We start from the raw sequence: 21,217 nt of genomic DNA, 5'->3' as shown, positions 1-21,217 counted from the left end.
GCCGGAGGGGTGGCGCAGGAGGCGCCGGCGGACGCGTCGCCGCGCGTCGACGAGCGCGTCGCCGCGGTCGGCTGGTGGCGGCGGCTGCTGGTCAAGCCGGAGCTCGGGTCGCTGATCGGCGCGGTGGTGATCTTCGCCTTCTTCGCGTCGCAGTCGGGGGTGTTCCGGTCGCTGAGCGGCGTCGCCAACTGGCTCGACGTCGCCTCGACGCTGGGCATCATGGCCGTGGCGGTCGCGCTGCTGATGATCGGCGGGCACTTCGACCTGTCCGCCGGGGTGATGACCGGCACCAGCGCGCTGACCGTCGGCATCGTGGCGGTGCAGCTCGACCAGAACATCTGGGTCGCGATCGGCGCCGCCCTGGTGGTGGCCCTGGCGATCGGCTTCCTCAACGGCTGGCTGGTGACCCGCACCGGCCTGCCCAGCTTCATCATCACGCTGGGCACCTTCCTGATGCTCCAGGGCCTCAACCTGGGGCTCACCAAGCTGTTCACCGGCACGGTCATCGTCCGGGGGCTGGCCGACGCACCCGGCTACCACCTGGCCGAGCTGGTGTTCGCCTCCACCATCGACGTCTTCGGCCAGCCGTTCCGGGTGGCGGTGCTGTGGTGGCTGGGCGTCACCGCAGCGGCCAGCTGGGTGCTGCTGCGCACCCGCTTCGGCAACTGGGTGTTCGCCACCGGCGGGGACGACGTCGCCAGCCGGAACGTGGGCGTGCCCGCCCGGCGGACCACCATCACGCTGTTCATGACCACCGCCGGCGCGGGCTGGCTGGTCGGCACGATCACCGCCGTCCGGCTGACCTCGGTGCAGGCCAACACCGGCACCGGGCAGGAGCTGATCTACATCGTGGCGGCGGTGATCGGCGGCTGCCTGCTCACCGGCGGGTACGGCTCCGCGATCGGGGCGGCGCTGGGCGCCCTGGTCTTCGGCATGACCCAGCAGGGGATCGTCTACCTGAACTGGGACGCCGACTGGTTCTACTTCTTCCTCGGCGCGATGCTGCTGCTGGCCGTGCTCAGCAACCGATTGGTGCGCCGCTACGCCGAGGCGGCCCGGAGGTGAGCACGGCGACGAGCACCGGCGCCGGGGAGCGCCCGGCCGACGGCACGTCCCTGGTCGAGCTGCGTGGCATCGGCAAGGACTACGGCTCGGTGATCGCGCTCGACGGCATCTCCACCACCGTGCGGGCCGGTGAGGTGACCTGCGTCCTCGGTGACAACGGGGCGGGCAAGTCCACGCTGATCAAGATCCTGTCCGGGGTGCACCGGCCGACCCGCGGCGAGCTGTTGCTCGACGGGCGACCGGTGGCCTTCGGGGCGCCGCGGGACGCGCTGGACGCCGGCATCGCCACGGTCTACCAGGACCTGGCGATGATCCCGCTGATGTCGATCTGGCGGAACTTCTTCCTCGGTTCGGAGCCCACCGTCGGATGGGGGCCGTTCCGCCGCTTCGACCGGGCGACGGCCAGGCACGTGACCCGGCGCGAGCTGGCCGCGATGGGCATCGACATCCGCGACCCGGAGCAGCCGGTGGGCACCCTCTCCGGCGGTGAGCGCCAGTCGGTGGCGATCGCCCGGGCCGTGCACTTCGGTGCACGGGTGCTGATCCTCGACGAGCCGACGTCGGCCCTGGGGGTCAAGCAGGCCGGCGTCGTGCTGCGCTACATCGCCCAGGCGCGCGACCGCGGCCTCGGCGTGGTCTTCATCACCCACAACCCGCACCACGCCCACCCGGTGGGTGACCGGTTCCTGCTGCTCAACCGCGGTCGCAGCATGGGCGACTTCGCCAAGGGCGAGGTCAGCCCCGAGCAGCTGACCACGATGATGGCCGGCGGCGACGAGCTCACCCAGCTGGCGGAGGAGCTGCAGCGTCCGTCGCGCGGCTGACCGGCCGCCCGAGGGCGGGGAGGGACACGCCCGGGGGCGGCGCGAGATCCGGTCCCGTGGTGTGCTGGATCCCGGCACGAGGCGCCAGGTCGACAACTCGACGCTGACGGTTGCTCACCCTGCGTTCTTGGCGGGCGGTGACAACTGCGCCGCGTGTTGCCTTTGTGACGGATGGTGTCGGTGCGAGCCTCGCTGAGCCCGACGTCCATCCCTCTTCCCCAGGGAGCGACCATGCCGCAGGTCCAGCTGCGCCTCCACCGTGCGTCCCCGTCGGCACCTCCGCGGCGCCGCCCGGCCAGCGGCGTCCGGGCCCGGCTGCTCGTCCTGGCCGTGACCGGTGGCCTGCTGGCGGCCGGCGCAGGCCCGGCGGTCGCCGAGCCGGTGAACCCCACGGACGAGCAGCTCGGCCAGGCCCAGTCGGCCCAGGACCAGGCGGCCGCCGAGGTCGGCCGGATCGCCGGCCTGGTCGCCGCCGCGGAGTCGGAGCTGGAGCGCGTGCAGTTCCTGGCCGAGGCGGCCGGCACCGCGTACCTGGCCGCGGAGGAGTCGCGCCAACTCGCCCAGGCGGCAGCCGACCAGGCGATGCGGGACCTGGCGGCCGCCGTCGCCGCGGTGACCGAGGCACGGGGACGGATCGCGGAGTTCTCCCGCGACACGTACATGAACGGCAGCTCCCTGACCAGCGCGGCGGCGCTGCTGGACGTCGAGGGCCCCGGCGAGCTGGTGCGCAAGGCCGCGACCCTGCAGTACGTCGCCGACCACCAGCTCGACGTGCTCGGTGCGCTGCAGACCGCCGAGCAGCAGCAGGCGGCCGCCGAGGCCGCCGCCCGCACCACCCGCGACGAGGCGGCTGCGGCGGAGGAGCAGGCCGCCGCGGCCAAGGCCGAGGCCGAGGCCCAGCTCGCTGCCCAGGAGAGCGCCGTCGGTCAGATCGAGGCGCAGAAGGCCGCGCTGGACCAGCAGCTGCAGGACGCCCAGGTGCGGTTGCTGCAGCTGCAGGGGGAGCGCAACGCCTTCGAGGTATGGCAGGCGCAGAAGCGCGCCGAGGAGGAGGCCGCGGCCCGCGCCCGGGCGGCCGCTGAGGCCGAGGCGGCGGCGGCCCGGGCGGCGGTCGTCTCCGGCAGCAACGCAGGCAGCAACGCAGGCAGCAGCGCAGGGAGCAACGCAGGCAGCAACGCGGGCAGCGACACCGGTGGCCACGGGTACGTGCGCCCGGCCAGCGGCCGGACCAGCAGCTGCTACGGGGCCCGCTGGGGGGTGACCCACTTCGGGGTGGACATCGCCGCGCCGATCGGGACGCCGATCTACGCCGCGACCACCGGCCGGGTCGTCCGGGCCGGACCTGCCACCGGGTTCGGGCTGGCGGTCTACATCCGCGGGGACGACGGCGCGGTCACCGTCTACGGCCACGTGAACCAGTTCTTCGTCTCCGCCGGTGACCGGGTGCAGGTCGGCGAGCAGATCGCCGAGGTGGGCAACCGGGGCCAGTCGACCGGGCCCCACCTGCACTTCGAGGTGCACCCCGGCGGGTCGCTCTACAGCGGCCAGGTCGACCCGGTGCCCTGGTTGCGCGCCCGGGGCGTCGCGATCTCCGGCTGCTGACCGGCGCCGGTTAGCGTGCCCGGGTGACCACCCCGCCGGACCCCAGGGCGGGGTGGGGGCTGCCCGCGCCCGGGGAGCTGCCCCGCACCGCGCACCTCGAGCCGCTGGTGACCCGGGTGCTCGCCCCCAACCCGTCGCCGATGACGCTGGACGGCACCAACACGTACCTGGTGGGCGAGCCGGGCAGCGGACAGGTGGTCGTGGTCGACCCGGGACCCGACGACCCCGCCCACCTGGCCGCGGTGCAGCAGGCCCTGGTGGGCCGGGGCACCCGGGTGGTGGCGGTGCTGGTCACCCACCACCACGGTGACCACGCCGAGGCGGCGCAGCCGTGGGGGCGGCACTTCGACGCCCCGGTGGCGGCCGCGACGCCGGAGGTGGCCGGGCCCCGCGGACGGGTGCTGGCGCCGGGGGAGCGGCTGCGGCTGGCCGGCACGACCCTGCGGGTGGTGCCCACGCCGGGGCACACCGCCGATCACCTGGCCTTCCGGCTGGACTCCGGCGCCGTGCTGGTGGGCGACGCCGTGCTGGGCCGGGGCACGTCGGTGGTCACCCACCCCGAGGGCGACGTGCTGGCCTACCTCATGTCGCTGCGCCGGCTGCACGACCTCGGCCCGGCGGCGCTGTACTGCGGGCACGGCCCGGAGCTCACCGTGGACCCCGGTGCCGTCCTGGCGTACTACCTGGCGCACCGCGCCCACCGGGAGGAGCAGCTGCTGGCCGCGCTGGCCGAGGGCCCGCGATCGGTCGCCGAGCTCGTGGCGCAGGTCTACGCGGCCGTGCCCCGCGCGGTGTGGCCGGCCGCCGCCCAGTCGACCCGGGCCACGCTGGCCAAGCTGCGGGCCGAGGGGCGCGTGGAGCCCGCCGGGGACGACGCGGTGCGCCTGACCTGAGGGGGCCGGGGGGCGGCGTCGCCTAGCGTCGGCGGGGTGACGGGGACAGTGCACCGCGACCGGGACGTCGACGGCTGGGACGTCGTGGTCGTGGGCGCCGGATCGGCCGGGTGCGCGCTGGCGGCCCGCCTGGTGGATGCCGGCCGGCGCGTGCTGGTCCTGGAGGCCGGCGCCGACCACCCCCAGCCGGCCGACTTCCCACCGGCCCTGCGCGACGCGGCCGTCCTGGGGGCGGTCACCCCCGGGCACCCCGCCAACTGGACCTACACCGCGCAGCTGGCCGAGGACGTCAGCTACCCGGTGGTCCGCGGCCGGGTGCTGGGCGGGTCCAGCGCCGTGAACGGCACCTACTTCGTCCGCGGCACCCGGGCTGACTTCGACGGCTGGGCCGCCGACGGCAACGACCTGTGGTCCTACGACGCGGTGCTGCCGGCCTTCCGGCGCTCGGAGACCGACGCGGACCACCCCGGCTCACCCGCGCACGGCGACAGCGGCCCGATGCCGGTGCGCCGGGTGGCCTCCCGGCACCCGGTCGCCGAGGCGTTCACCGCCGCGTGCACGGAGCTCGGCTTCCCGGCCGAGCCGGACAAGAACGCCGACGGCGCGCCCGGACACGGGCCGCTGCCGGTCAACGCCGCCGGCGGCGTCCGGGTGAACACCGCGATGGCCTACCTCTCCCCGCGGCGCGGCTCGTCGCTGCTCACCGTGCGGGGCGACACCCGGGTGACCCGGGTGCTGTTCTCCGGCGACCGGGCGATCGGGGTGCAGACCGAGCGCGGTGCGGTGCACGCCGGGGAGGTGGTGCTCGCCGCCGGCGCGGTGGCCACCCCGCAGCTGCTGATGCTCTCGGGTATCGGCCCGGCCGACCAGCTGCGGGCGGCCGGCGTGGCCGTGCGGGTGCACGCCCCGGGAGTGGGGGCGGACTTCACCGACCACCCGGACCTCTACGTCACCTGGCAGCCCCGGGAGCGGCTGCCTGCGCCGCGGGGTCTGCTGCCGCTGTCCAGCGCGCTGCACACGACGTCGGCGGGCTCACCGACCCCCGGCGACCTCGAGGTGATGCCCTGGCTCAAGCCGTTCAGCCGGGTGCTGCTGGACCGCGCCCCCGGCTCGCCGGTCGCCGAGGCGCTGAGGCGGCCGGGAGCCACGCTGCGGGCGTTGCGCGGTGCGTCCCTGCACCGGGTGCTGGACCAGGCCCGGCGGCGGGAGGACCTGTTCCTCGCCGTCGCGCTGCAGCAGGAGGACAGCCGCGGCCGGCTCAGCCTGGTCAGCGACGACCCGACGGTGCAGCCGCGGATCGAGCACCGCTACCTCACCGCGGAGTCCGACCGGCGTCGCATGCGCGAGGTGGTGCGGCTGGCCGCCGAGCTGCTGTCGACGGCGGCCTTCGCGCCGCTCGTGGCCGGACGGACCGGCCTGCCGGACGACGTGCTGGCCGACGACCGGGAGCTGGACCGCTGGGCCCGCCGGCACCTGGCGACCGCGATCCACCTGGCCGGCACCGCCCGGATGGGGCCGGACAGCGACCCCGGAGCGGTCGTCGACCAGCAGCTGCGGGTCCGTGGGGTGCACGGCCTGCGGGTGGTGGACACGTCGGTGATGCCGCGGGTGACCTCCCGTGGCCCGGCCGCGACCGCGGTGATGCTCGGCGAGCGGGCCGCCGAGCTGATGACCGGCGGCCCGGCGGTGCTCAGCCCTCCGGCCGGCTGACCACCACGCTGACCACCTCGGGGTCGGTGGAGCCGAGCACGAGCACCTGCACACCCCGTCGCTCGGCGGTCAGCGTCGCGGGGTCGGCGGTGTCGGAGAGCAGCTGCCAGCCCTCGGCGGGGAGCGTCTCGCGGTAGAAGGCCATCGCCTCCTCCACGCCGACGTCGAAGACGACGAAGGCCGGGGAGTCCGGGGCGGTGGAGGTGTCCTCGGTCGAGCCCCCCGGCGGCACCGGCACGCTCTCCGCCGGCCAGCCCGAGGGCAGCGCGAACGACCCGGGGGTGCCCGTGGTGGCGGCGGCGCTGGTGCTCCCGGCGCCCTCGGCGGCGTCCTCGCCCGAGCAGCCCGGCAGCAGGGCCAGTGCCGCGGCGGCCGCGGCGGCGGACGCGCGGCGTCGTGCCCCGCGGGTGGTCCGGGCCTGCATCGGGTCCTCCAGGCTGCTGGGGTGCGCGTCGCCGGCGGCCACGATACGGCTCGCCGGGAGCCGGGACACCGGCGCCGCCGGACCCGGTGCCGGGTGCGGCGGCGCGGAGGGAGGACAGGCGCGGGTGGTGCCCGCCGGTCAGCGGACGGCGCGGATCTGGGTGCTCGTCTGGGACAGCGGCGACCAGGCGTCGGGGTGCGGCTGGCCGGCGTCGACGACCCAGCCCGGCGCGCGGGACGTGGTCGTCCGGCCGCGGGTCTCCGGCCGGGCGCTGAGCCGCACGATCAGGGTGAGCAGCACGAGCAGCCCCACGAGCACGCCGGCGATGGTGAAGAGCGTCGAGAGCATGACTGGAAGTTAGTGGTGCGAACCGGTCCGCGTCAGAGCCTCGCCGGGGCAGAAGTAGTCGAAGATCGGCGAAAGACTGTGGTCACTCTGCCAATTCAATCGATCTGTCGACTCGAACTGGACGATCGGCCTGGTCAGAGTCTGCCAGTGGTCCGTGGGTGCGTCACCGGGTCGGGGGTGCAGGGTCGACGAGGTCGGCCAGCACCCGGGTGAGCAGTCCGTCGTCCACCGCCTCCGGGTCGGGGAGGCCCTCGACGGCGAGCCCGTGGGTCAGCGCGAGGACGACGACGGTGAGCGACGCGGCGTCCCAGCCGGTGTGCACCGGGTGGGTGGCCAGGAAGCGGTCCACCACCGCGGCCACCCGGCTGCGCAGGTCCCGCCGGGCAGCCACGAAGGTCGTCCGCACGGTCGGCTCGCGCACCGCCCGCTGCCAGAACTCCAGGAACAGCAACTGCCAGGCGGGATCACGCTGGGCCAGCTCGGCGCCGACGGCGGCCAGCGCGGCCGGCAGGTCAGCGCTGCGGTCCAGCGCCTGTTCGACCGCGGCGACCCGGGTGGTGGCCTCGGCGGCCATCAGGGCCAGGAACAGCTCGTCCTTGCTGCCGAAGTTGGAGTAGACCGCGCCCTTGGTGAAGCCGGCCGCGGCGGCGACCTGGTCGAGGCTGGCTGCCGCGTAGCCCCGCTGGGCGAACACCGTGCCCGCCGCCCTGAGCACCCGGATGCGCACCTGGTCCTTGGTCGGTCGGGGTGTGCGCGGTGTCGCTGCTCGGTTCCGGCCGCCGCACCCCCGCCGACCCCGAACCCGCGACCGTCCCCGCCTGAACCGCTTTCCGCGCCGAAAGCGAGGTCCAGGACCTCGCTTTCGGCGCGGAAAGCGGGGTCAGTGGCGCCTCAGTCGACGGGGAGGCCGGTGTAGTTCTCCGCCAGCTCGCGGGCCGCGGCCTCCGAGGAGCACACCCGCCGCAGCTGCGACAGCTGCAGCTCGGCGTCGAAGTCGTCGCCGGAGCGGTGCAGCATCGAGGTCATCCACCACGAGAAGTGCGTGCAGCGCCAGACCCGGGCCAGGGCGCGGTCGGAGTAGCTGTCGACCAGGTCGGTCCGGCCTTCGGCGAGCAGCCGCACCAGGGCCTGGGCCAGCAGGGTGACGTCGGCGACGGCGAGGTTGAGCCCCTTGGCGCCGGTGGGCGGCACGATGTGCGCGGCGTCGCCGGCGAGGAACAGCCGGCCCCGGCGCATCGGCGCGCTGACGAACGAGCGCATCGGCAGGATCGACTTCTCGGTGACCGGGCCGGTCTGCAGCTCCCAGCCGTCGAGCGCGAAGCGCCTCGACAGCCCGTCCCAGATCCGGTCGTCGGACCAGTCCTCGATCTTCTCCGCCGGGTCGACCTGCAGGTACAGCCGGGAGACCGACGGTGAGCGCATGGACAGCAGGGCGAAGCCGTCGGGGTGCCAGGCGTAGACCAGCTCGTCCTCGCTGGGCGCGACGTCGGCCAGGATGCCCAGCCAGGCGTAGGGGTAGGTGCGCTCCCAGGTGCGGCCGGCCGTGCCGGCGGTGACCACCGGGCGGGAGACGCCGTGGAAGCCGTCGGTGCCGACGACGACGTCGCACTCGAGCACCTGCGGGGTGCCCGCGGCGTCGGTGAAGCGGATCCGCGGGGCGTCGCCGTCGACGTCCTCGGGGACGACGTCGGACACCTCGAACAGCAGCGGCGGCCCGCCGTCCAGCTGGGCACTGATCAGGTCCTTGGTGACCTCTGTCTGCCCGTAGACCCACACCCGGCGGCCGCACAGCGCGGGGAAGTCGAGGTGGTGGCGGGTGCCGGGGAACTGCAGGTGGATGCCGTCGTGCGGCAGGCCCTCGCGCTGCAGCCGGTCGCCCACGCCGGCGTCGACGAGCGTCTGCACCGTGTGCTCCTCGAGGATCCCGGCGCGGATGCGGGCCTCGACGTAGGTCCGCGAGCGGTTCTCCAGCACCACGGTGTCGATGCCCTGCAGCTGCAGCAGCCGGGACAGCAGCAGCCCCGCCGGCCCGGCTCCGATGATCCCCACCTGGGTGCGCATGCGGCGAGTGTGACCCGGGCCGCCCGCCCGGGCCGAACCTGCTCTTCCGGTCAGCGGAACTCGGCCGTCCGGGCCAGCGCCCGCCCGATGCCCCGGGCGGCGACCTGCAGCACCGGGGTCAACCGGGCGAGGTCGCGGCGGTGGGTGGGGACGACGATGCCCAGGGCGGCGACGACGACCGGTCCGGCGGCCCGGTCGACGGTGACCGGCACGGCGACCGACGCGGTGCCCAGCGACATCTCCTCGGTCGTGCGGGACCAGCCGCGCCGGCGGACCTCGCCCAGCTCCCGGGTCACCGCCCCGGGATCGACGACGGTGTACCGGGTCTCCCGGCTGAGCTCCTGCAGCACCCGCTCGACGACCTCGTCGGGCGCGCAGGCCAGCAGCACCTTGCCGACGCCGGTGGCGTGCAGCGGCAGCCGGCTGCCCACGGTGCTGACGACCGGCACCGACTCGCGCCCGGAGATCCGCTCGACGTAGAGCGCGCGCAGGCCCTCCCGGACGGCGAGGTGCACGGTGTCGCGGGTGGCGGTGTGCACGTCGAGCAGGAACGGGGCGGCCACCTGCCGCAGCTCCAGCTGCACGGGGGCCAGCAGGCCCAGGTCCCAGAGCTTGCGGCCGATCTCGTAGCGGCCGTCCGGGCGGCGGACCAGCGCGCCCCACTCCACCAGCTCGCCGAGCAGGCGGTGGGTGGTGGTCAGCGGCGTGCCCGAACGGGCGGCGACCTCCGAGAGGGTGAGCCGCGGGTGGCCGCTGTCGAACGCGTCGAGCACGCCGAGCGCCCGGGAGGTCACCGACCGCCCGGGTGCGGCTGCACCTCCGGCCACGGCGCGATCCGTTCTGCTCAGTGGAAGTCAGGGCTGTCAGAGCCTAGCCCCGCGCCGTACGTTCCCGGCATGACCGGGACCACATCGCGGGCGCCGCGGCCCGCGGAGGACAGCGCCCTCATCCTGCCGCGTTACCTGCGTGAACCCGATGGGCAGCGCACGCCGGTGGCCCACCCCGGGTACAAGAGCACCGGGCTGCGGGCACCGCTGCGCACGCCGATCGACCTGCCGCACCGGCTCACCGAGGTGACCGGCCCGGTGCTGGGCGAGGACCGGGTGACCGCCGCCGACGCCGACCTCACGGTGCGGCTGGGCGGTGAGGCGCAGGGGCAGCGGATCATCGTGTTCGGCCGGGTCCTCGACAGTGACGGCCGCCCGGTGCCCGACGCGCTCGTGGAGGTCTGGCAGGCCAACGCCGCCGGCCGTTACCGGCACGTCGTCGACAACTGGCCGGCGCCGCTGGACCCGCACTTCGACGGGCTGGGTCGGGTGATGACCGACAGCATGGGCCGGTACGAGTTCACCACCATCAAGCCCGGCGCCTACCCGTGGGGCAACCACCACAACGCGTGGCGGCCGGCGCACATCCACTTCAGCCTGTTCGGCCGGGCGTTCACCCAGCGACTGGTCACCCAGATGTACTTCCCGGACGACCCGCTGTTCGGGCAGGACCCCATCTTCCAGGCGATCCCGCCGTCGGCCCGGCACCGCGCGATCAGCCGGTTCGACCTGGAGCGCACCCAGCCGGACTGGGCGCTGGCCTTCGAGTGGGACATCGTCCTGCGCGGCACCGACCAGACGCCGTTCGAGACCGACGACGACGGGGATGTGGCGTGACGACAGCCGAGCGAGCATCGCAGGGAGCGCCAGCGACCGAGGAGCGGAACGAGGCGCGGAGTCGCGCAGGAGGTGTGGCCTGATGGCACTGAGTGACCCGCTGGACGTGCCGGAGAGCACCGAGATCAGCCAGCCCCGGTCGGGACGACGGGGCTCGGGCTTCCTCGACGAGCCGCTGCGGTTCGGCACCACGCCCAGTGCGACCGTCGGCCCCTACCTGGCCATCGGGCTGACCTGGCCCGACGGCCCCTTCGCCGTCGCCGAGGGCACCTCCGGTGCGATCTGGCTGCGCGGCCGGGTGTTCGACGGCAACGGCGACGTCGTGCCCGACGCGATGGTCGAGACCTGGCAGGCGGACCCCGACGGCCGGTTCGCGCACCCCGACGACCCGCGCGGCGCGGTGGAGCACCCCGGCTTCCGCGGCTTCGGCCGGTCCCAGACCCGGGACGGCGGGCAGTACGCGATCTGCACGCTCAAGCCCGGCCGGGTGCCCGACGGCGCGGGTGGCCTGCAGGCGCCGCACGTCGACGTCTCGGTGTTCGCCCGCGGCCTGCTGGACCGGGTGGTCACCCGGATCTACTTCGCCGACGAGGCCGCGGCCAACGCCGAGGACGCCGTGCTGGCCAGCCTGCCCGACGACGCCTCCCGAGCGACGCTGATCGCCACCCCCGCCGACGACGGCTACGTCCTCGACATCCACCTGCAGGGAGAAGACGAGACCGTCTTCTTCGCGGTGTGACCGACCGCGGCGACCGCGCACCCGCCAGGATGGCCCGGTGACAGGACTCCCCGTGCCCGGGCTGCTCGCGGCCACCTTCGCCCGCGGCCCGGTGAACGCCGGCGCCGGCGACGCCTGGCTGGTCGCCCTGCTGGAGGTGGAGGCGGCGTTGGCCCGTGCCGCGGCCCGGGTCGGGCTGGTCGCGGAGACCGCGGCCGAGGAGGTCGGGCGGGTGTGCGCCGACCCGGGTCGGCTCGACCTGGCCCGCGTCGCCGCCCGCGCCGGGGACGCCGGCAACCCGGTGCCGCCGCTGGTCCGGGCGCTGCAGGACGCCGTGGGCCCGCACGCGGCGCGCGCGGTGCACGTCGGCGCCACCAGCCAGGACGTCGTCGACACCGCGGCGGTGCTGCTGGCGCGGCGCGGGCTGCAGCTGGTCGACGCCGACCTGGCCGCCGCGGCCGGGGTCTGCGCCCGGCTGGCCACCGACCACCGCGACGACGTGCTGATCGGCCGCACCCTGCTGCAGCAGGCGCTGCCCACCACGGTGGGGCTCAAGGCGGCCGGCTGGCTGGCCGGGGTCGAGGGGGTGCGCACCCGGATCGCGGCGGTGCTGGCCGGGCTGCCGGTGCAGTACGGCGGCGCGGTCGGCACCCTCGCGGCCAGCAGCGGGTCGGGGGTCGACCTGCGCGCCGCGCTGGCCGAGGAGCTGGGGCTGCAGACCACCGACGTGCCCTGGTTCACCGTCCGGCTGCCGATCGCCGACGTCGCCGGGGTGCTCGGGGCGGCCGCCGGCGTGGTGGCCACCGTCGCCGTCGACGTCGTCCTGCTGGCGCAGACCGAGGTGGCCGAGGCCGCCGAGGTCGCCGAGGGCCGCGGCGGCTCGTCGGCGATGCCGCACAAGAACAACCCGGTGGCCGCGATCTCCGCGCGGGCCTGCGCGCGGCGGGCGCCCGGGCTGGTGGCCACCCTCTTCGCCGCCATGGAGCAGGAGCACGAGCGGGGCGCGGGCACCTGGCACGTCGAGTGGCCCACCCTGACCGACCTGCTGGGCACCGTCGGCTCGGCGGCGTCCTGGCTCGCCGAGAGCCTGGCCAGCCTCCGCCTGGACACCGGGCGGATGGCCGCGACCGTCACCGCCGCCACCGACCCGCTGCTGGCCGGCGCGCTGGCCGAGGCGCTCAGCCCCACGCTGGGCGCCGGGCCCGCGCACGACGCCGCGGCAGCCGCCGTCCGCACCGCCGCCGAGCAGGGGCGGCCGCTGGCCGACGTCGTGCTCGAACGGGCCGACGTCGACGGCGCCGCGCTGGTGGCCGACACGACACCGGACGTGGGGGAGGCCGGCGCCCAGGTCGACGCCGCCCTCGCCGCGCACACCATCGCGACCCAGGCGGACGCCGCCGGGCAGGGAGGAGCTCCGTGACCGCCGTCGAGGTGCACGCCGTCGTGGAGGGCCCGGCCGACGCCCCGGTGATGCTGCTGTCCAACTCGTTGGGGTCGGACCTGTCCATGTGGGACCCGCAGGTGCCGGCGCTGACCGAGCGGTTCCGGGTGGTCCGCTACGACACCCGCGGCCACGGCCGGTCGCCGTCGGTGCCGGGCGACGCGACGATCGACGACCTCGCCGACGACGTCGTCGCGCTGCTGGACCGGCTCGGGGTGGCCCGGGCGCACGTCGCCGGGGTCTCCATCGGCGGGATGACCGGGCTGCGGCTGGCGGTCCGCGAGCCGCAGCGGCTGCTGACCCTCGCGGTGCTGTGCAGCTCGGCGTACACCGGCAACGCCGAGAGCTGGGAGGACCGGGCACGCACCGTGCGCGCCCAGGGCACGGAGGTGATCGCCGAGCCGGTGGTCAGCCGGTGGCTCACCCCGGCGTACGCCGCCGCCCACCCCGACCTGGTGGCCCGGCTGCAGGCGATGGTGGCGGCCGCCGACGACGAGGGCTACGCCGGCTGCTGCGCCGCGATCGCGCGGATGGACCAGCGACCGGACCTGGCCCGGATCACCGCGCCGACGCTGGTGGTCTCCGGCGCCGACGACCTGGCGGTGCCGCCGGAGCACCAGCGGGTCATCGCCGAGGGGGTGCCCGGTGCCAAGCTGCTGAGCCTGAGCCCGGCCGCCCACCTGGCCAACCTGGAGCAGGTGGCCCAGGTGTCCGACGCGCTGATCGCACACGCCACGGGTGGCACGCTGTGACCGAGCAGGGTCCGCTGGAGACCGACGAGCAGCGCCGCGCCGCCGGCATGCGGGTGCGCCGGGAGGTGCTCGGCGACGCGCACGTCGACCGCGCGGTCGCCGCCGTCACCCCGCTCACCGCCGACTTCCAGGACTTCATCACCCGGGTGGCCTGGGGCGACCTGTGGCAGCGGCCGGGGCTGGCGCGCCGGGAGCGCAGCATGCTCACCCTGGCGATCACGGCTGCGCTGCGGCACTGGGACGAGTTCGCGCTGCACGTGAAGGCGGCGGTGCACAACGGGCTGACCGACGAGGAGATCGCCGAGGTCTGCCTGCACACCGCGGTCTACGCCGGCGTCCCCGCGGCGAACCACGCCCTCGCCGTCGCCAAGCCGATCCTCGCGGAGCTGCGCGCGCAGGAGTGAGCTCAGCCCGCCGGGATCTCGACGGGGAACCGCGCCTCGCCGGCGCCCAGGTCGGCGGTCAGCCCGTCGGGGAAGGTGGCCCGGCCGCGGACGACGACCTCGCCGTCGGTGAAGCCCGCCGGGACGTCGAAGGCGGCCAGCACCCGGTCGGCGGCCCGGCTGAGGTCGATGCCGGGGCGCCGGGTGCCGTCGGGCAGCACCAGGGTGAGCAGCTCGACCGGGACGGCGCCCGGATCGCCCTCGGGCAGCGCCATGGTCACGTCCAGCACCAGGTGCGCGCGGGACGGGTCGGTGGGCTGCGCCGACCCGTCGGGGCCGGCGAACCACCGCAGCGTCGCCGCGTCCAGCCGCACGGTCACCGGGAAGGACGCGGTCACCCGGCCGGGGGCGCTGAAGGCGGCGTCGACCTGCCGGCTGGCGCCCACCTCCGCCGTCCGGTTGGTGCGCGCCAGCACCTGCACGTTCCCCGGGTCGGGTGAGCCGTCCAGCAGCGACAGCCGCTGCTCGACGCCGTCGTCGAGGACCACCAGGTCGGCCTGCGTCGCGTCCGCGGGGACGGCGACCACGGCCTCCACCGTGCTGCCGGGTGCCACCAGCGCCGGGGCGACCGGCACCGGCGCAGCGCCCGGTACCTGGTAGCTCAGCGCGGGCGGTGCGGTGGACCGGCCCTCGCCCGGGTCGACCGTGTAACGCACGGCCAGGAACCGCTGGCCGTCGGCGGGCCGGCGGGCGGCGTCCCCGGTACCCACGACGTCCGGTGTGGCCAGCCCGGTCACCGTGACCGCGGCCGCGGGGCCGGAGAGCCGGGCCGGCCCCGCGGGTGCCGTCCAGGGCAGCGCGGGGAACGGACCGACGGCGGTGAACCCCGGCTCGGCGCGCGGCACCTCGGGCACCCGCAGGCCGGCGCTGCCGGACGGCGGGCGGCTCCCGTCGGGGCGGAACAGCAGGTCGGCGTCGTCCACGGCCTGCGGTTCGGGGTCGGCGGGCAGGCCGGCGGTGCGCAGCCGGACGTCGCCGCCGGCCGCGGTCACGGTCAGCGGGAACCGCAGCCAGCTGCGGCCGGGGTCGCCGCCGACGAAGAGCGCCGGGCCGCACAGCAGTTCACGGGCGACCTCGGTGCCGTCCGGGTCGATCAGCTGGAACCAGCAGCGGGTGTCCGGGCCGCGGGCACCGGTGCGCTGGTCGACGTAGTCCGCGAACCGGCGGTCGGCGTCGGCGAGGACCGCCGGCGGGTCGGTGACGTAGCGGCCGTCGACGGTGAGCGGGTGGCCGCGGAGCACGAGCATGACCACGGCGCCGATCGCCAGCAGCACGACCAGCAGCCCCGCGACCACCAGCCGCGGGTCCGTCCGCCGGCACCGCCGGGCCGGGTCCGCCACGGGATCGGCCGAGGGCGCGGACGTCGCGGCCGCTCCGCCGTGCTCGTCCACGCGTGTGCCTCCCGGGTCGCCCCCCGCCGTGGGGGAGTGCGCGGAACCTAGCCGACTCCAGGCCCTCTGCGCAGCCAGCCGCGCGGTCACCGGATCCCCCGCAGGGGTGAGCTGTGGGTTGGTCTCCGAGCACGCGGGGTAGCCGGGTCGGGCAGGCTGAGCAGCACCGCACCGACCGTCGAGGAGCGCCGGACCCCTCCTGTCGCCGTGCACGACCGCAGGAGGCGTACGTCCGCGTGACCGCAGTGCCCGCTGGATCGAGCGCGCCCACCGTGCGGGTGGCGAGCGTCCCCGCTCGCAGCCCGTACGTCGCGGCCGTCCTGCCCGCCTCCGTCGTGCCGGTCGGCCCGGACACCACCCCGAGCCCGTGGCTGGACCCCGACCACCTCGACGCGCACGCCGGGGAGGTGGACGTGCTGCACCTGCACGCCGGCTACGAGCACCTCACGATCCCCGAGATGGACCGCTGGACCGCGGCCGTGCGGCGGGCCGGGGTGCCGCTGCTGGTCACCGTGCACGACCTGCGACCTCCGGCCGGGACCACGCCGGGGCGCCACCAGGCGCACCTGCGCACGCTGCTGACCACCGCCGAGGTGGTGCTCACGCTGACCCCCGGTGCGGCCGACGAGATCGCCGACCGGTTCGCCCGGACCGCGATCGTGGTCGCCCACCCGTCGCTGGCCGCGCCCACCCCCGACGTGGGCCGGGAGACCCGGCTGGTCGGCGTGCACCTGGGCCGGCTCGAGCCAGAGGTCGCCGAGCCGGTGGAGCTGGTGCGGGCCGCCCTGTCCGGGGCCGTCTCCGGCGGCGGGCGGCTGCGGGTCGACGTGCACCCCGACGTCGACGTCGCCGCCCGGCTGTCGGAGCTCGCCGCGCTGGCCGCGGCGGGGGAGCTGGAGCTGCGGTCCAGCTGGGCCGAGGACCCTGCCTCGTGGGTGCGCCACCTGCAGGAGCTGCACGTGTCGGTGCTGCCCCGGCGGTCGGGCACGCACGACAGCTGGGTGGAGCTGTGCCGGGACGCCGGCACGCGCGCGGTCGTCCCCGGCGGGGGCTACCACACCCAGCAGTGGTCCGACGTCGTCGTGTACGGCAACGAGCCCCGCGCGGGGCTGGACGCCGCCTCGCTGAACTCCGCGGTCGTCGCCGCGCTGACCCGGCCCGCGCCCGCCCGCGTCGACCGGCAGTGGCGCACCGAGCAGGCGGAGGCGGTGCGGCGGCTGCACGCCCAGGTCTACGCGCAGGTCGCCGCCGACGCGCTGTCGGTCTGAGGTCCCCCCCCCCCCCCGCGCCGGGCCCGCTCAGGCCGCCGGCGCCGTGGTCGCGCCGGGCAGCCGCACCGTGATCTCGGTGGCGCCCGGTGCGCTGATCAGCCCCACCGTGCCGCCGTGGGCGGCCACCACGGCCTGCACGATCGCCAGCCCCAGACCGGTGCTGCCGGCGTTGCGTGACCGGGAGGCGTCCCCGCGGGCGAACCGCTCGAAGGCGTGCGCCTGGAGCGCGGCAGGGACCCCCGGCCCGTCGTCGGCCACACGCAGCACCGCCCAGCCGCCCTCGGTGCGCAACCGGGTGGTCGCCGTCGTCCCCTCCGGGGTGTGCGCGTGCACGTTGGCGAGCAGGTTGGCCACCACCTGGTGCAGCCGGGCGGCGTCGCCGGGTACCAGCACCGGTTCGTCGGGCAGGTCCAGCTGCCAGTGGTGCCCGGGGCCGGCGACGTGCGCGTCGGTGACCACGTCGACCACCAGCGCGGTCAGGTCGACCTCCTCGGTGGCCAGCTCCCGCCCGGCCTCGGCGTCGGCGTCCAGGCGGGCGAGCAGCAGCAGCTCCTCGACCAGCTCGGTCATGCGGACCGCCTCGGACTCCACCCGGCGCATCGCCTGCCCGACGTCGGCCGGCACCTCGTCGCGCTGGCGGCGCACCAGCTCTGCGTAGCCGCGGATGGAGGCCAGCGGCGTGCGCAGCTCGTGGCTGGCGTCCGCGACGAACTGCCTGACCTGGGTCTCCGACGCCTGGCGGGCGGCCAGCGACCCCTCGACGTGGTCCAGGAGCCGGTTCAGCGCCGTCCCGACCTGGCCGACCTCGGTGCCGGGGTCGGTGTCCTGCGGGGGCACCCGCTCGGCCAGCCGCACCTCGCCGCTGGCCAGCGGCAGCTCGGCCACCCGGGTCGCGGTGGCGGCCACCCGGTCCAGCGGTCGCAGGGCGCGGCGGATGACCAGCACGGCGGCGCCCGCGGCGGCGAGCAGGGCGACCAGGCCGGCCAGGAGCTCGACGGTGACCAGGCTGCGCACGGCACCGGCCGCACCGCGCAGCGGCAGACCGGTCACCAGCACGTCGTCGCCGGGGGTCGGGCGCGCCACCAGCCGGTAGCTGCCCAGCTCGCCGCCGAGATCCCGGGTCACCGGCTCGCCGTCGGTGGGCAGCTCGGCCAGCACGGCGTCCTGGGCGTCGGTCAGCGGCAGCTCCTCGCCGCTCTGGGCCAGCACCCCGGACCGGGCGACGGCCCCGTCGCTCATCTCGGCGACCAGGGTCCCCTCTCCCTGACCGGGAGCGCCCAGGCCGTCCGGCCCGCGGCGACCGTCGCCCCCGGGCCGGGGGCCCCGGTCGGGGTCTCTGGCGCGGTCGGCGACCGCCCCGAGCTGCGTGTCGACCTGGCTGATGAGCTCCGACCGCAGCGCGGTCACCGAGACGACGCCGACCAGCACGAGGACACCGACCAGCGGGACGACGAACGCGACCAGCAGCCGGGTGCGCAGCGAACGGCGGGAACGACGGGAGGGGCCGGAGCTCACCGGCGCCAGCGTGTCAGGCAGCGGGCTTGATCACGTACCCGGCGCCCCGGAGCGTGTGGATCATCGGCGTCCGGCCGGCGTCGATCTTGCGGCGCAGGTAGGAGATGTAGAGCTCGACGATGTTGCCCTGGCCGCCGAAGTCGTACTGCCACACCCGGTCGAGGATCTGCGCCTTGGACAGCACCCGCTTGGGGTTGCGCATGAGGTAGCGCAGCAGCTCGAACTCGGTGGCGGTGAGCCGGATGTCGTCGCCGCCGCGGGTGACCTCGTGGCTCTCCTCGTTCAGCGTGAGGTCGCCCACCACCAGCAGGCCGTCGTCGGCGACGACGCGGCTGGTGCGGCGCAGCAGGCCGCGCAGCCGGGCGGCGACCTCCTCCAGGCTGAACGGCTTGGTGACGTAGTCGTCACCGCCGGCGGTGAGGCCGGCGATCCGGTCCTCCAGCGCGTCCTTGGCGGTGAGGAAGACGACCGGCACCAGCGGGGTGTCCGCGCGCAGCCGGCGCAGCACCTCCAGGCCGTCCATGTCCGGCAGCATCACGTCCAGGACGACGGCGTCGGGCCGGAAGTCGCGGGCGGTGCGGACCGCCTCGGCGCCGTCGGCCGCGGTGCGCACGTCCCAGCCTTCGTACCGGAGCGCCATCGACAGCAGCTCGCAGATGGAGGGCTCGTCGTCGACGACCAGCACCCGCAGGGCGCTGCCGTCGGGGCGGGTCAGCTGGGCCCGGGAGCTGGGGGCCGAGGGGGTGCTCGTCGTCATGCCCGAACTCTGACGGGCGAGCCTGCGAGTTCCCTGTGACCGGGCCAGGAAGTGGCTGTCAACCGGCCGAGTGGCAGCGGGACCGCGCGACAGAGGGGAGTGGGTGGGCAGGGGCGGGGTCGAACCGCCGACCTCTCGCTTTTCAGGCGAGCGCTCGTACCGACTGAGCTACCTGCCCCCACCGGACCCGGCTGGTGCCGGGCGCCGGATGGCGACCCTGACGGGACTCGAACCCGCGACCTCCGCCGTGACAGGGCGGCGCGCTAACCAACTGCGCTACAGGGCCTTGCGATCGTGCTGTTCTCTGGTGCGTGCCGTGCTGTGGTGCTCCGTGCCGGTCGCCCGGCTCGGTCCTGCGTGCCCCCAACGGGGTTCGAACCCGTGCTACCGCCTTGAAAGGGCGGCGTCCTGGACCGCTAGACGATGAGGGCTCATCAGCGCCGGAGGCATGGAGAACCATACATGCCCCCGGAAGCGGCTCCCACCGGGGGGTCGGGCGGGGGTGCCGGGCTCTCCCGCCCGCGGCTGTCCGGCCGGACCGCGTGGCGGCTCCGTCGCAGGTCCCCGGCGTGCCAGCATCGCGGTGTGCGCATCCGCCGGTTGTCCCGTGGGGCCAGCTCCGTCGTCCTGCTGACCGCCACCCTGCTCCTCGCCGGGTGCGGCCAGGGGGAGCCGACCGACACCGACACCGCCGCCTCCGGCGGGACGACCTCCAGCGCCCCGGCCCCCACCGCGACCGCGACGAGCCCCGCCGCCGCTCCGGACGAGGGCGCCGAGCCCGTCGACGTGCCCACCGGCACGGCCGCCGCCAGCGGTGACCCGGCCGGTGCCGAGGGGTTGACCGCGACGTCGGTGCGGATCGGCGACCACGAGGGCTTCGAACGGGTGGTGTTCGAGCTCGCCGGAACCGGGGCGCCGGGCTGGCAGGTCGAGTACGTGGACCAGCCGACGTCGCAGGGGAAGGGCGCGCCGGTCGACGTCCCGGGTGAGGCGTACCTCCAGGTGATCCTCACCGGCACGAGCTACCCCTACGACACCGGCGCCGAGGAGCTGTCCCGCGGCCCGGTGGGCAGCGGGACCGGGCCGGTCGAGGGCGTCGTCTACGACGGGACCTTCGAGGGGCAGTCGCTGGCCTGGATCGGCACCTCCGGCCGGCTGCCGTTCCGGGTGTCGGCGCTGAGCGATCCGCCCCGGCTGGTGGTCGACGTGGCGAAGGCGCCCTGACCCGAGCGCCCCGACCCGAGCGCCCTGACCCGAGCGCCCTGAGCCGGGCTCAGCCCAGCGAGGCGGTCAGCTCGACCGAGTCGCTGTCCACCGACGTGCACGCGAGCTCGAGCGGCCCGGCCGACACGGTGTCGCCCTCCCCGCAGGAGACGGAGGTGTCGCCCACCGAGACGGTGGCCTGGCCGTCCTGCACGCCGCCGAAGCTGATGTCGGTGCCGAGCACCGTGGCGGAGGCGCCCTCGCCGGACAGGGTGACCGTGCACCGGTTGTCGGCGCAGGAGACGTTCTCCGAGCTGAAGCTGCAGGCGGTGAGCGGGGCCAACAGCAGTGCTCCGACGGCGAGCGTCGCGGCGGTGGAGCGGGTGCGGCGGGCGGGCTGGGTCGGCATGCCTGGAGCGTAGGGCGCGCCGGAGCCCGGGCGGGGTGACCGCTCGGGCTCCGGCGGGTCGGCGCGGGCGCTCAGGCGACGAGCTTGGCGGTCACCTCGGCCAGCCGGCGTCCCTGGTAGCGGGCGGCGGCGAGCTCGGCCTCGGTGGCGGTGGCGGACTGGCCACCGGAGGCGTTCGAGACGCCGTACGGGTTGCCGCCGGCGGCGAACAGCAGCGGGTCGGTGTACCCGGGGGGCACGATGACCGCCCCGAAGTGGGAGAAGACGTTGAACAGCGTCAGGATCGTCGACTCGTTGCCGCCGTGGACGTTCTGCGCGCTGGTGAACGCCGTGGCGCCCTTGTTGGCGAGCTTCCCGGTGAACCAGAGGCCGCCGAGGGTGTCGATGAACTGCTTCATCTGCGCAGCGGGCGTGCCGAAGCGGGTGGGCGTGCCCAGCGCGTAGCCGTCGGCCCACTCCATGTCGGCCGGGGTGGCCTCCTCGACCTCGCCCGCGGTCGTGTCGACGTGCGCCTGCCACAGGGGGTTGGAGGCGATGGCCTCGGCGGGGGCCAGCTCGGGCACCCGGCGCAGGCGGACCTCGGCTCCCGCATCGGCGGCGCCCTCGGCGAGCGCGGCGGCCAGCTGGTGGGTGTTGCCGGTGGACGAGTAGTAGACGACGGCGATCTTCGCCACGGTGGACTCCTCGGGTCGGGCGTGGTTGCGGGTTCAACCAGCGGTGGCCCCG

General features: G+C 75.7%; 22 protein-coding genes and 3 tRNA genes. 12 read left to right on the top strand and 13 right to left on the bottom strand.

From position 1 onward, the window contains the following. Positions 1-9 precede the first annotated feature (9 nt). From ACI79A_RS02970 to ACI79A_RS02950, 5 genes are all read left to right on the top strand, one after another. Positions 10-1,065 (top strand): ABC transporter permease, encoded by a 1,056-nt coding sequence (locus ACI79A_RS02970; protein ID WP_457079763.1) that lies wholly within the window; start codon positions 10-12, stop codon positions 1,063-1,065. Next, positions 1,062-1,889, top strand: a complete 828-nt coding sequence (locus ACI79A_RS02965) for an ATP-binding cassette domain-containing protein (RefSeq protein ID WP_457079761.1) — start codon at positions 1,062-1,064, stop codon at positions 1,887-1,889. The genes ACI79A_RS02970 and ACI79A_RS02965 overlap by 4 nt, the downstream gene beginning before the upstream one ends. Positions 1,890-2,120: 231 nt before the next feature. Beyond that, positions 2,121-3,491: a M23 family metallopeptidase gene (locus ACI79A_RS02960; protein ID WP_457079759.1), complete on the top strand. Its 1,371-nt coding sequence runs from the start codon at positions 2,121-2,123 to the stop codon at positions 3,489-3,491. 23 nt (positions 3,492-3,514) lie between these two features. Beyond that, positions 3,515-4,384 carry an MBL fold metallo-hydrolase gene (locus ACI79A_RS02955; protein ID WP_457079757.1) on the top strand — a complete coding sequence of 290 codons (870 nt, stop codon included), beginning with the start codon at positions 3,515-3,517 and terminating at the stop codon, positions 4,382-4,384. 36 nt (positions 4,385-4,420) lie between these two features. Continuing rightward, on the top strand, positions 4,421-6,094 hold the full coding sequence (locus ACI79A_RS02950; protein ID WP_457079755.1) for a GMC family oxidoreductase: 1,674 nt from the start codon (positions 4,421-4,423) through the stop codon (positions 6,092-6,094). Here ACI79A_RS02950 and ACI79A_RS02945 read toward each other — a convergent pair. The 5 genes from ACI79A_RS02945 to ACI79A_RS02925 all read right to left on the bottom strand — a co-directional run bounded on the left by ACI79A_RS02945 (position 6,075) and on the right by ACI79A_RS02925 (position 9,754). Next, entirely contained in the window at positions 6,075-6,560 is a 486-nt protein-coding gene (locus ACI79A_RS02945) for a hypothetical protein (protein ID WP_457079753.1), read from the bottom strand. The two genes, ACI79A_RS02950 and ACI79A_RS02945, sit on opposite strands and share 20 nt — an antisense overlap. Before the next feature lie 96 nt (positions 6,561-6,656). Beyond that, positions 6,657-6,866 carry a hypothetical protein gene (locus ACI79A_RS02940; RefSeq protein WP_457079751.1) on the bottom strand — a complete coding sequence of 70 codons (210 nt, stop codon included), beginning with the start codon at positions 6,864-6,866 and terminating at the stop codon, positions 6,657-6,659. Between the two features lie 163 nt (positions 6,867-7,029). Continuing rightward, positions 7,030-7,593 (bottom strand): TetR/AcrR family transcriptional regulator, encoded by a 564-nt coding sequence (locus tag ACI79A_RS02935; RefSeq protein ID WP_457079749.1) that lies wholly within the window; start codon positions 7,591-7,593, stop codon positions 7,030-7,032. Positions 7,594-7,757: 164 nt separating this feature from the next. Continuing rightward, the gene (locus ACI79A_RS02930) at positions 7,758-8,927 is read right to left on the bottom strand and encodes a 4-hydroxybenzoate 3-monooxygenase (protein ID WP_457079747.1); all 1,170 of its coding nucleotides are present in this window, start codon (positions 8,925-8,927) and stop codon (positions 7,758-7,760) included. A 50-nt stretch (positions 8,928-8,977) separates the two neighbouring features. Beyond that, positions 8,978-9,754, bottom strand: coding sequence for an IclR family transcriptional regulator (locus ACI79A_RS02925; protein ID WP_457079745.1), 777 nt, complete (start codon positions 9,752-9,754; stop codon positions 8,978-8,980). A gap of 69 nt (positions 9,755-9,823) precedes the next feature. Between ACI79A_RS02925 and pcaH the strand changes: the two genes are divergently transcribed. The 5 genes from pcaH to pcaC all read left to right on the top strand — a co-directional run bounded on the left by pcaH (position 9,824) and on the right by pcaC (position 13,906). Beyond that, entirely contained in the window at positions 9,824-10,591 is a 768-nt protein-coding gene (gene pcaH / locus ACI79A_RS02920; RefSeq protein ID WP_457079743.1) for a protocatechuate 3,4-dioxygenase subunit beta, read from the top strand. An 82-nt stretch (positions 10,592-10,673) separates the two neighbouring features. Further along, positions 10,674-11,330: a protocatechuate 3,4-dioxygenase subunit alpha gene (gene pcaG / locus ACI79A_RS02915; protein ID WP_457079741.1), complete on the top strand. Its 657-nt coding sequence runs from the start codon at positions 10,674-10,676 to the stop codon at positions 11,328-11,330. A gap of 37 nt (positions 11,331-11,367) precedes the next feature. Further along, entirely contained in the window at positions 11,368-12,729 is a 1,362-nt protein-coding gene (locus ACI79A_RS02910; protein ID WP_457079739.1) for a lyase family protein, read from the top strand. Beyond that, a complete protein-coding gene (pcaD, locus tag ACI79A_RS02905) occupies positions 12,726-13,502 on the top strand; it encodes a 3-oxoadipate enol-lactonase (RefSeq protein WP_457079737.1) in 777 nt (258 codons plus the stop codon). Before ACI79A_RS02910 ends, pcaD begins: the two co-directional genes overlap by 4 nt. After that, positions 13,499-13,906: a 4-carboxymuconolactone decarboxylase gene (pcaC, locus tag ACI79A_RS02900; RefSeq protein ID WP_457079735.1), complete on the top strand. Its 408-nt coding sequence runs from the start codon at positions 13,499-13,501 to the stop codon at positions 13,904-13,906. The genes pcaD and pcaC overlap by 4 nt, the downstream gene beginning before the upstream one ends. Before the next feature lie 2 nt (positions 13,907-13,908). Here the strand turns inward: pcaC and ACI79A_RS02895 are convergent, their stop codons facing one another. After that, the gene (locus ACI79A_RS02895; protein WP_457079733.1) at positions 13,909-15,336 is read right to left on the bottom strand and encodes a hypothetical protein; all 1,428 of its coding nucleotides are present in this window, start codon (positions 15,334-15,336) and stop codon (positions 13,909-13,911) included. A 236-nt stretch (positions 15,337-15,572) separates the two neighbouring features. Here ACI79A_RS02895 and ACI79A_RS02890 point away from each other — a divergent pair, with 236 nt between their 5' ends. Then, complete coding sequence (locus ACI79A_RS02890; RefSeq protein ID WP_457079731.1) at positions 15,573-16,604, top strand: hypothetical protein; 1,032 nt, start codon at positions 15,573-15,575, stop codon at positions 16,602-16,604. Positions 16,605-16,634: 30 nt separating this feature from the next. Here ACI79A_RS02890 and ACI79A_RS02885 read toward each other — a convergent pair whose 3' ends face one another. From ACI79A_RS02885 to ACI79A_RS02865, 5 genes are all read right to left on the bottom strand, one after another. After that, complete coding sequence (locus tag ACI79A_RS02885; protein ID WP_457079729.1) at positions 16,635-18,122, bottom strand: sensor histidine kinase; 1,488 nt, start codon at positions 18,120-18,122, stop codon at positions 16,635-16,637. A 13-nt stretch (positions 18,123-18,135) separates the two neighbouring features. Continuing rightward, on the bottom strand, positions 18,136-18,879 hold the full coding sequence (locus ACI79A_RS02880) for a response regulator transcription factor (RefSeq protein ID WP_457079727.1): 744 nt from the start codon (positions 18,877-18,879) through the stop codon (positions 18,136-18,138). A 104-nt stretch (positions 18,880-18,983) separates the two neighbouring features. After that, positions 18,984-19,057 (bottom strand) — tRNA-Phe (locus tag ACI79A_RS02875). A 31-nt stretch (positions 19,058-19,088) separates the two neighbouring features. Further along, positions 19,089-19,165: transfer RNA gene (locus ACI79A_RS02870), tRNA-Asp, on the bottom strand. Between the two features lie 72 nt (positions 19,166-19,237). Continuing rightward, positions 19,238-19,310: transfer RNA gene (locus ACI79A_RS02865), tRNA-Glu, on the bottom strand. A 154-nt stretch (positions 19,311-19,464) separates the two neighbouring features. On the opposite strand from ACI79A_RS02865, the gene ACI79A_RS02860 reads away from it, so the two are divergent. Next, on the top strand, positions 19,465-20,103 hold the full coding sequence (locus ACI79A_RS02860; RefSeq protein ID WP_457079725.1) for an AMIN-like domain-containing (lipo)protein: 639 nt from the start codon (positions 19,465-19,467) through the stop codon (positions 20,101-20,103). Between the two features lie 49 nt (positions 20,104-20,152). On the opposite strand, the gene ACI79A_RS02855 is transcribed toward ACI79A_RS02860, so the two are convergent. Both ACI79A_RS02855 and wrbA read right to left on the bottom strand, forming a co-directional pair. Further along, positions 20,153-20,491 (bottom strand): hypothetical protein, encoded by a 339-nt coding sequence (locus ACI79A_RS02855; RefSeq protein ID WP_457079723.1) that lies wholly within the window; start codon positions 20,489-20,491, stop codon positions 20,153-20,155. A gap of 71 nt (positions 20,492-20,562) precedes the next feature. Then, entirely contained in the window at positions 20,563-21,165 is a 603-nt protein-coding gene (gene wrbA, locus ACI79A_RS02850; RefSeq protein WP_457079721.1) for an NAD(P)H:quinone oxidoreductase, read from the bottom strand. Positions 21,166-21,217 lie beyond the last annotated feature (52 nt).

Source organism: Modestobacter sp. SYSU DS0657 (assembly GCF_054050925.1).
This window is presented reverse-complemented; position numbering and strand designations above follow the sequence as displayed.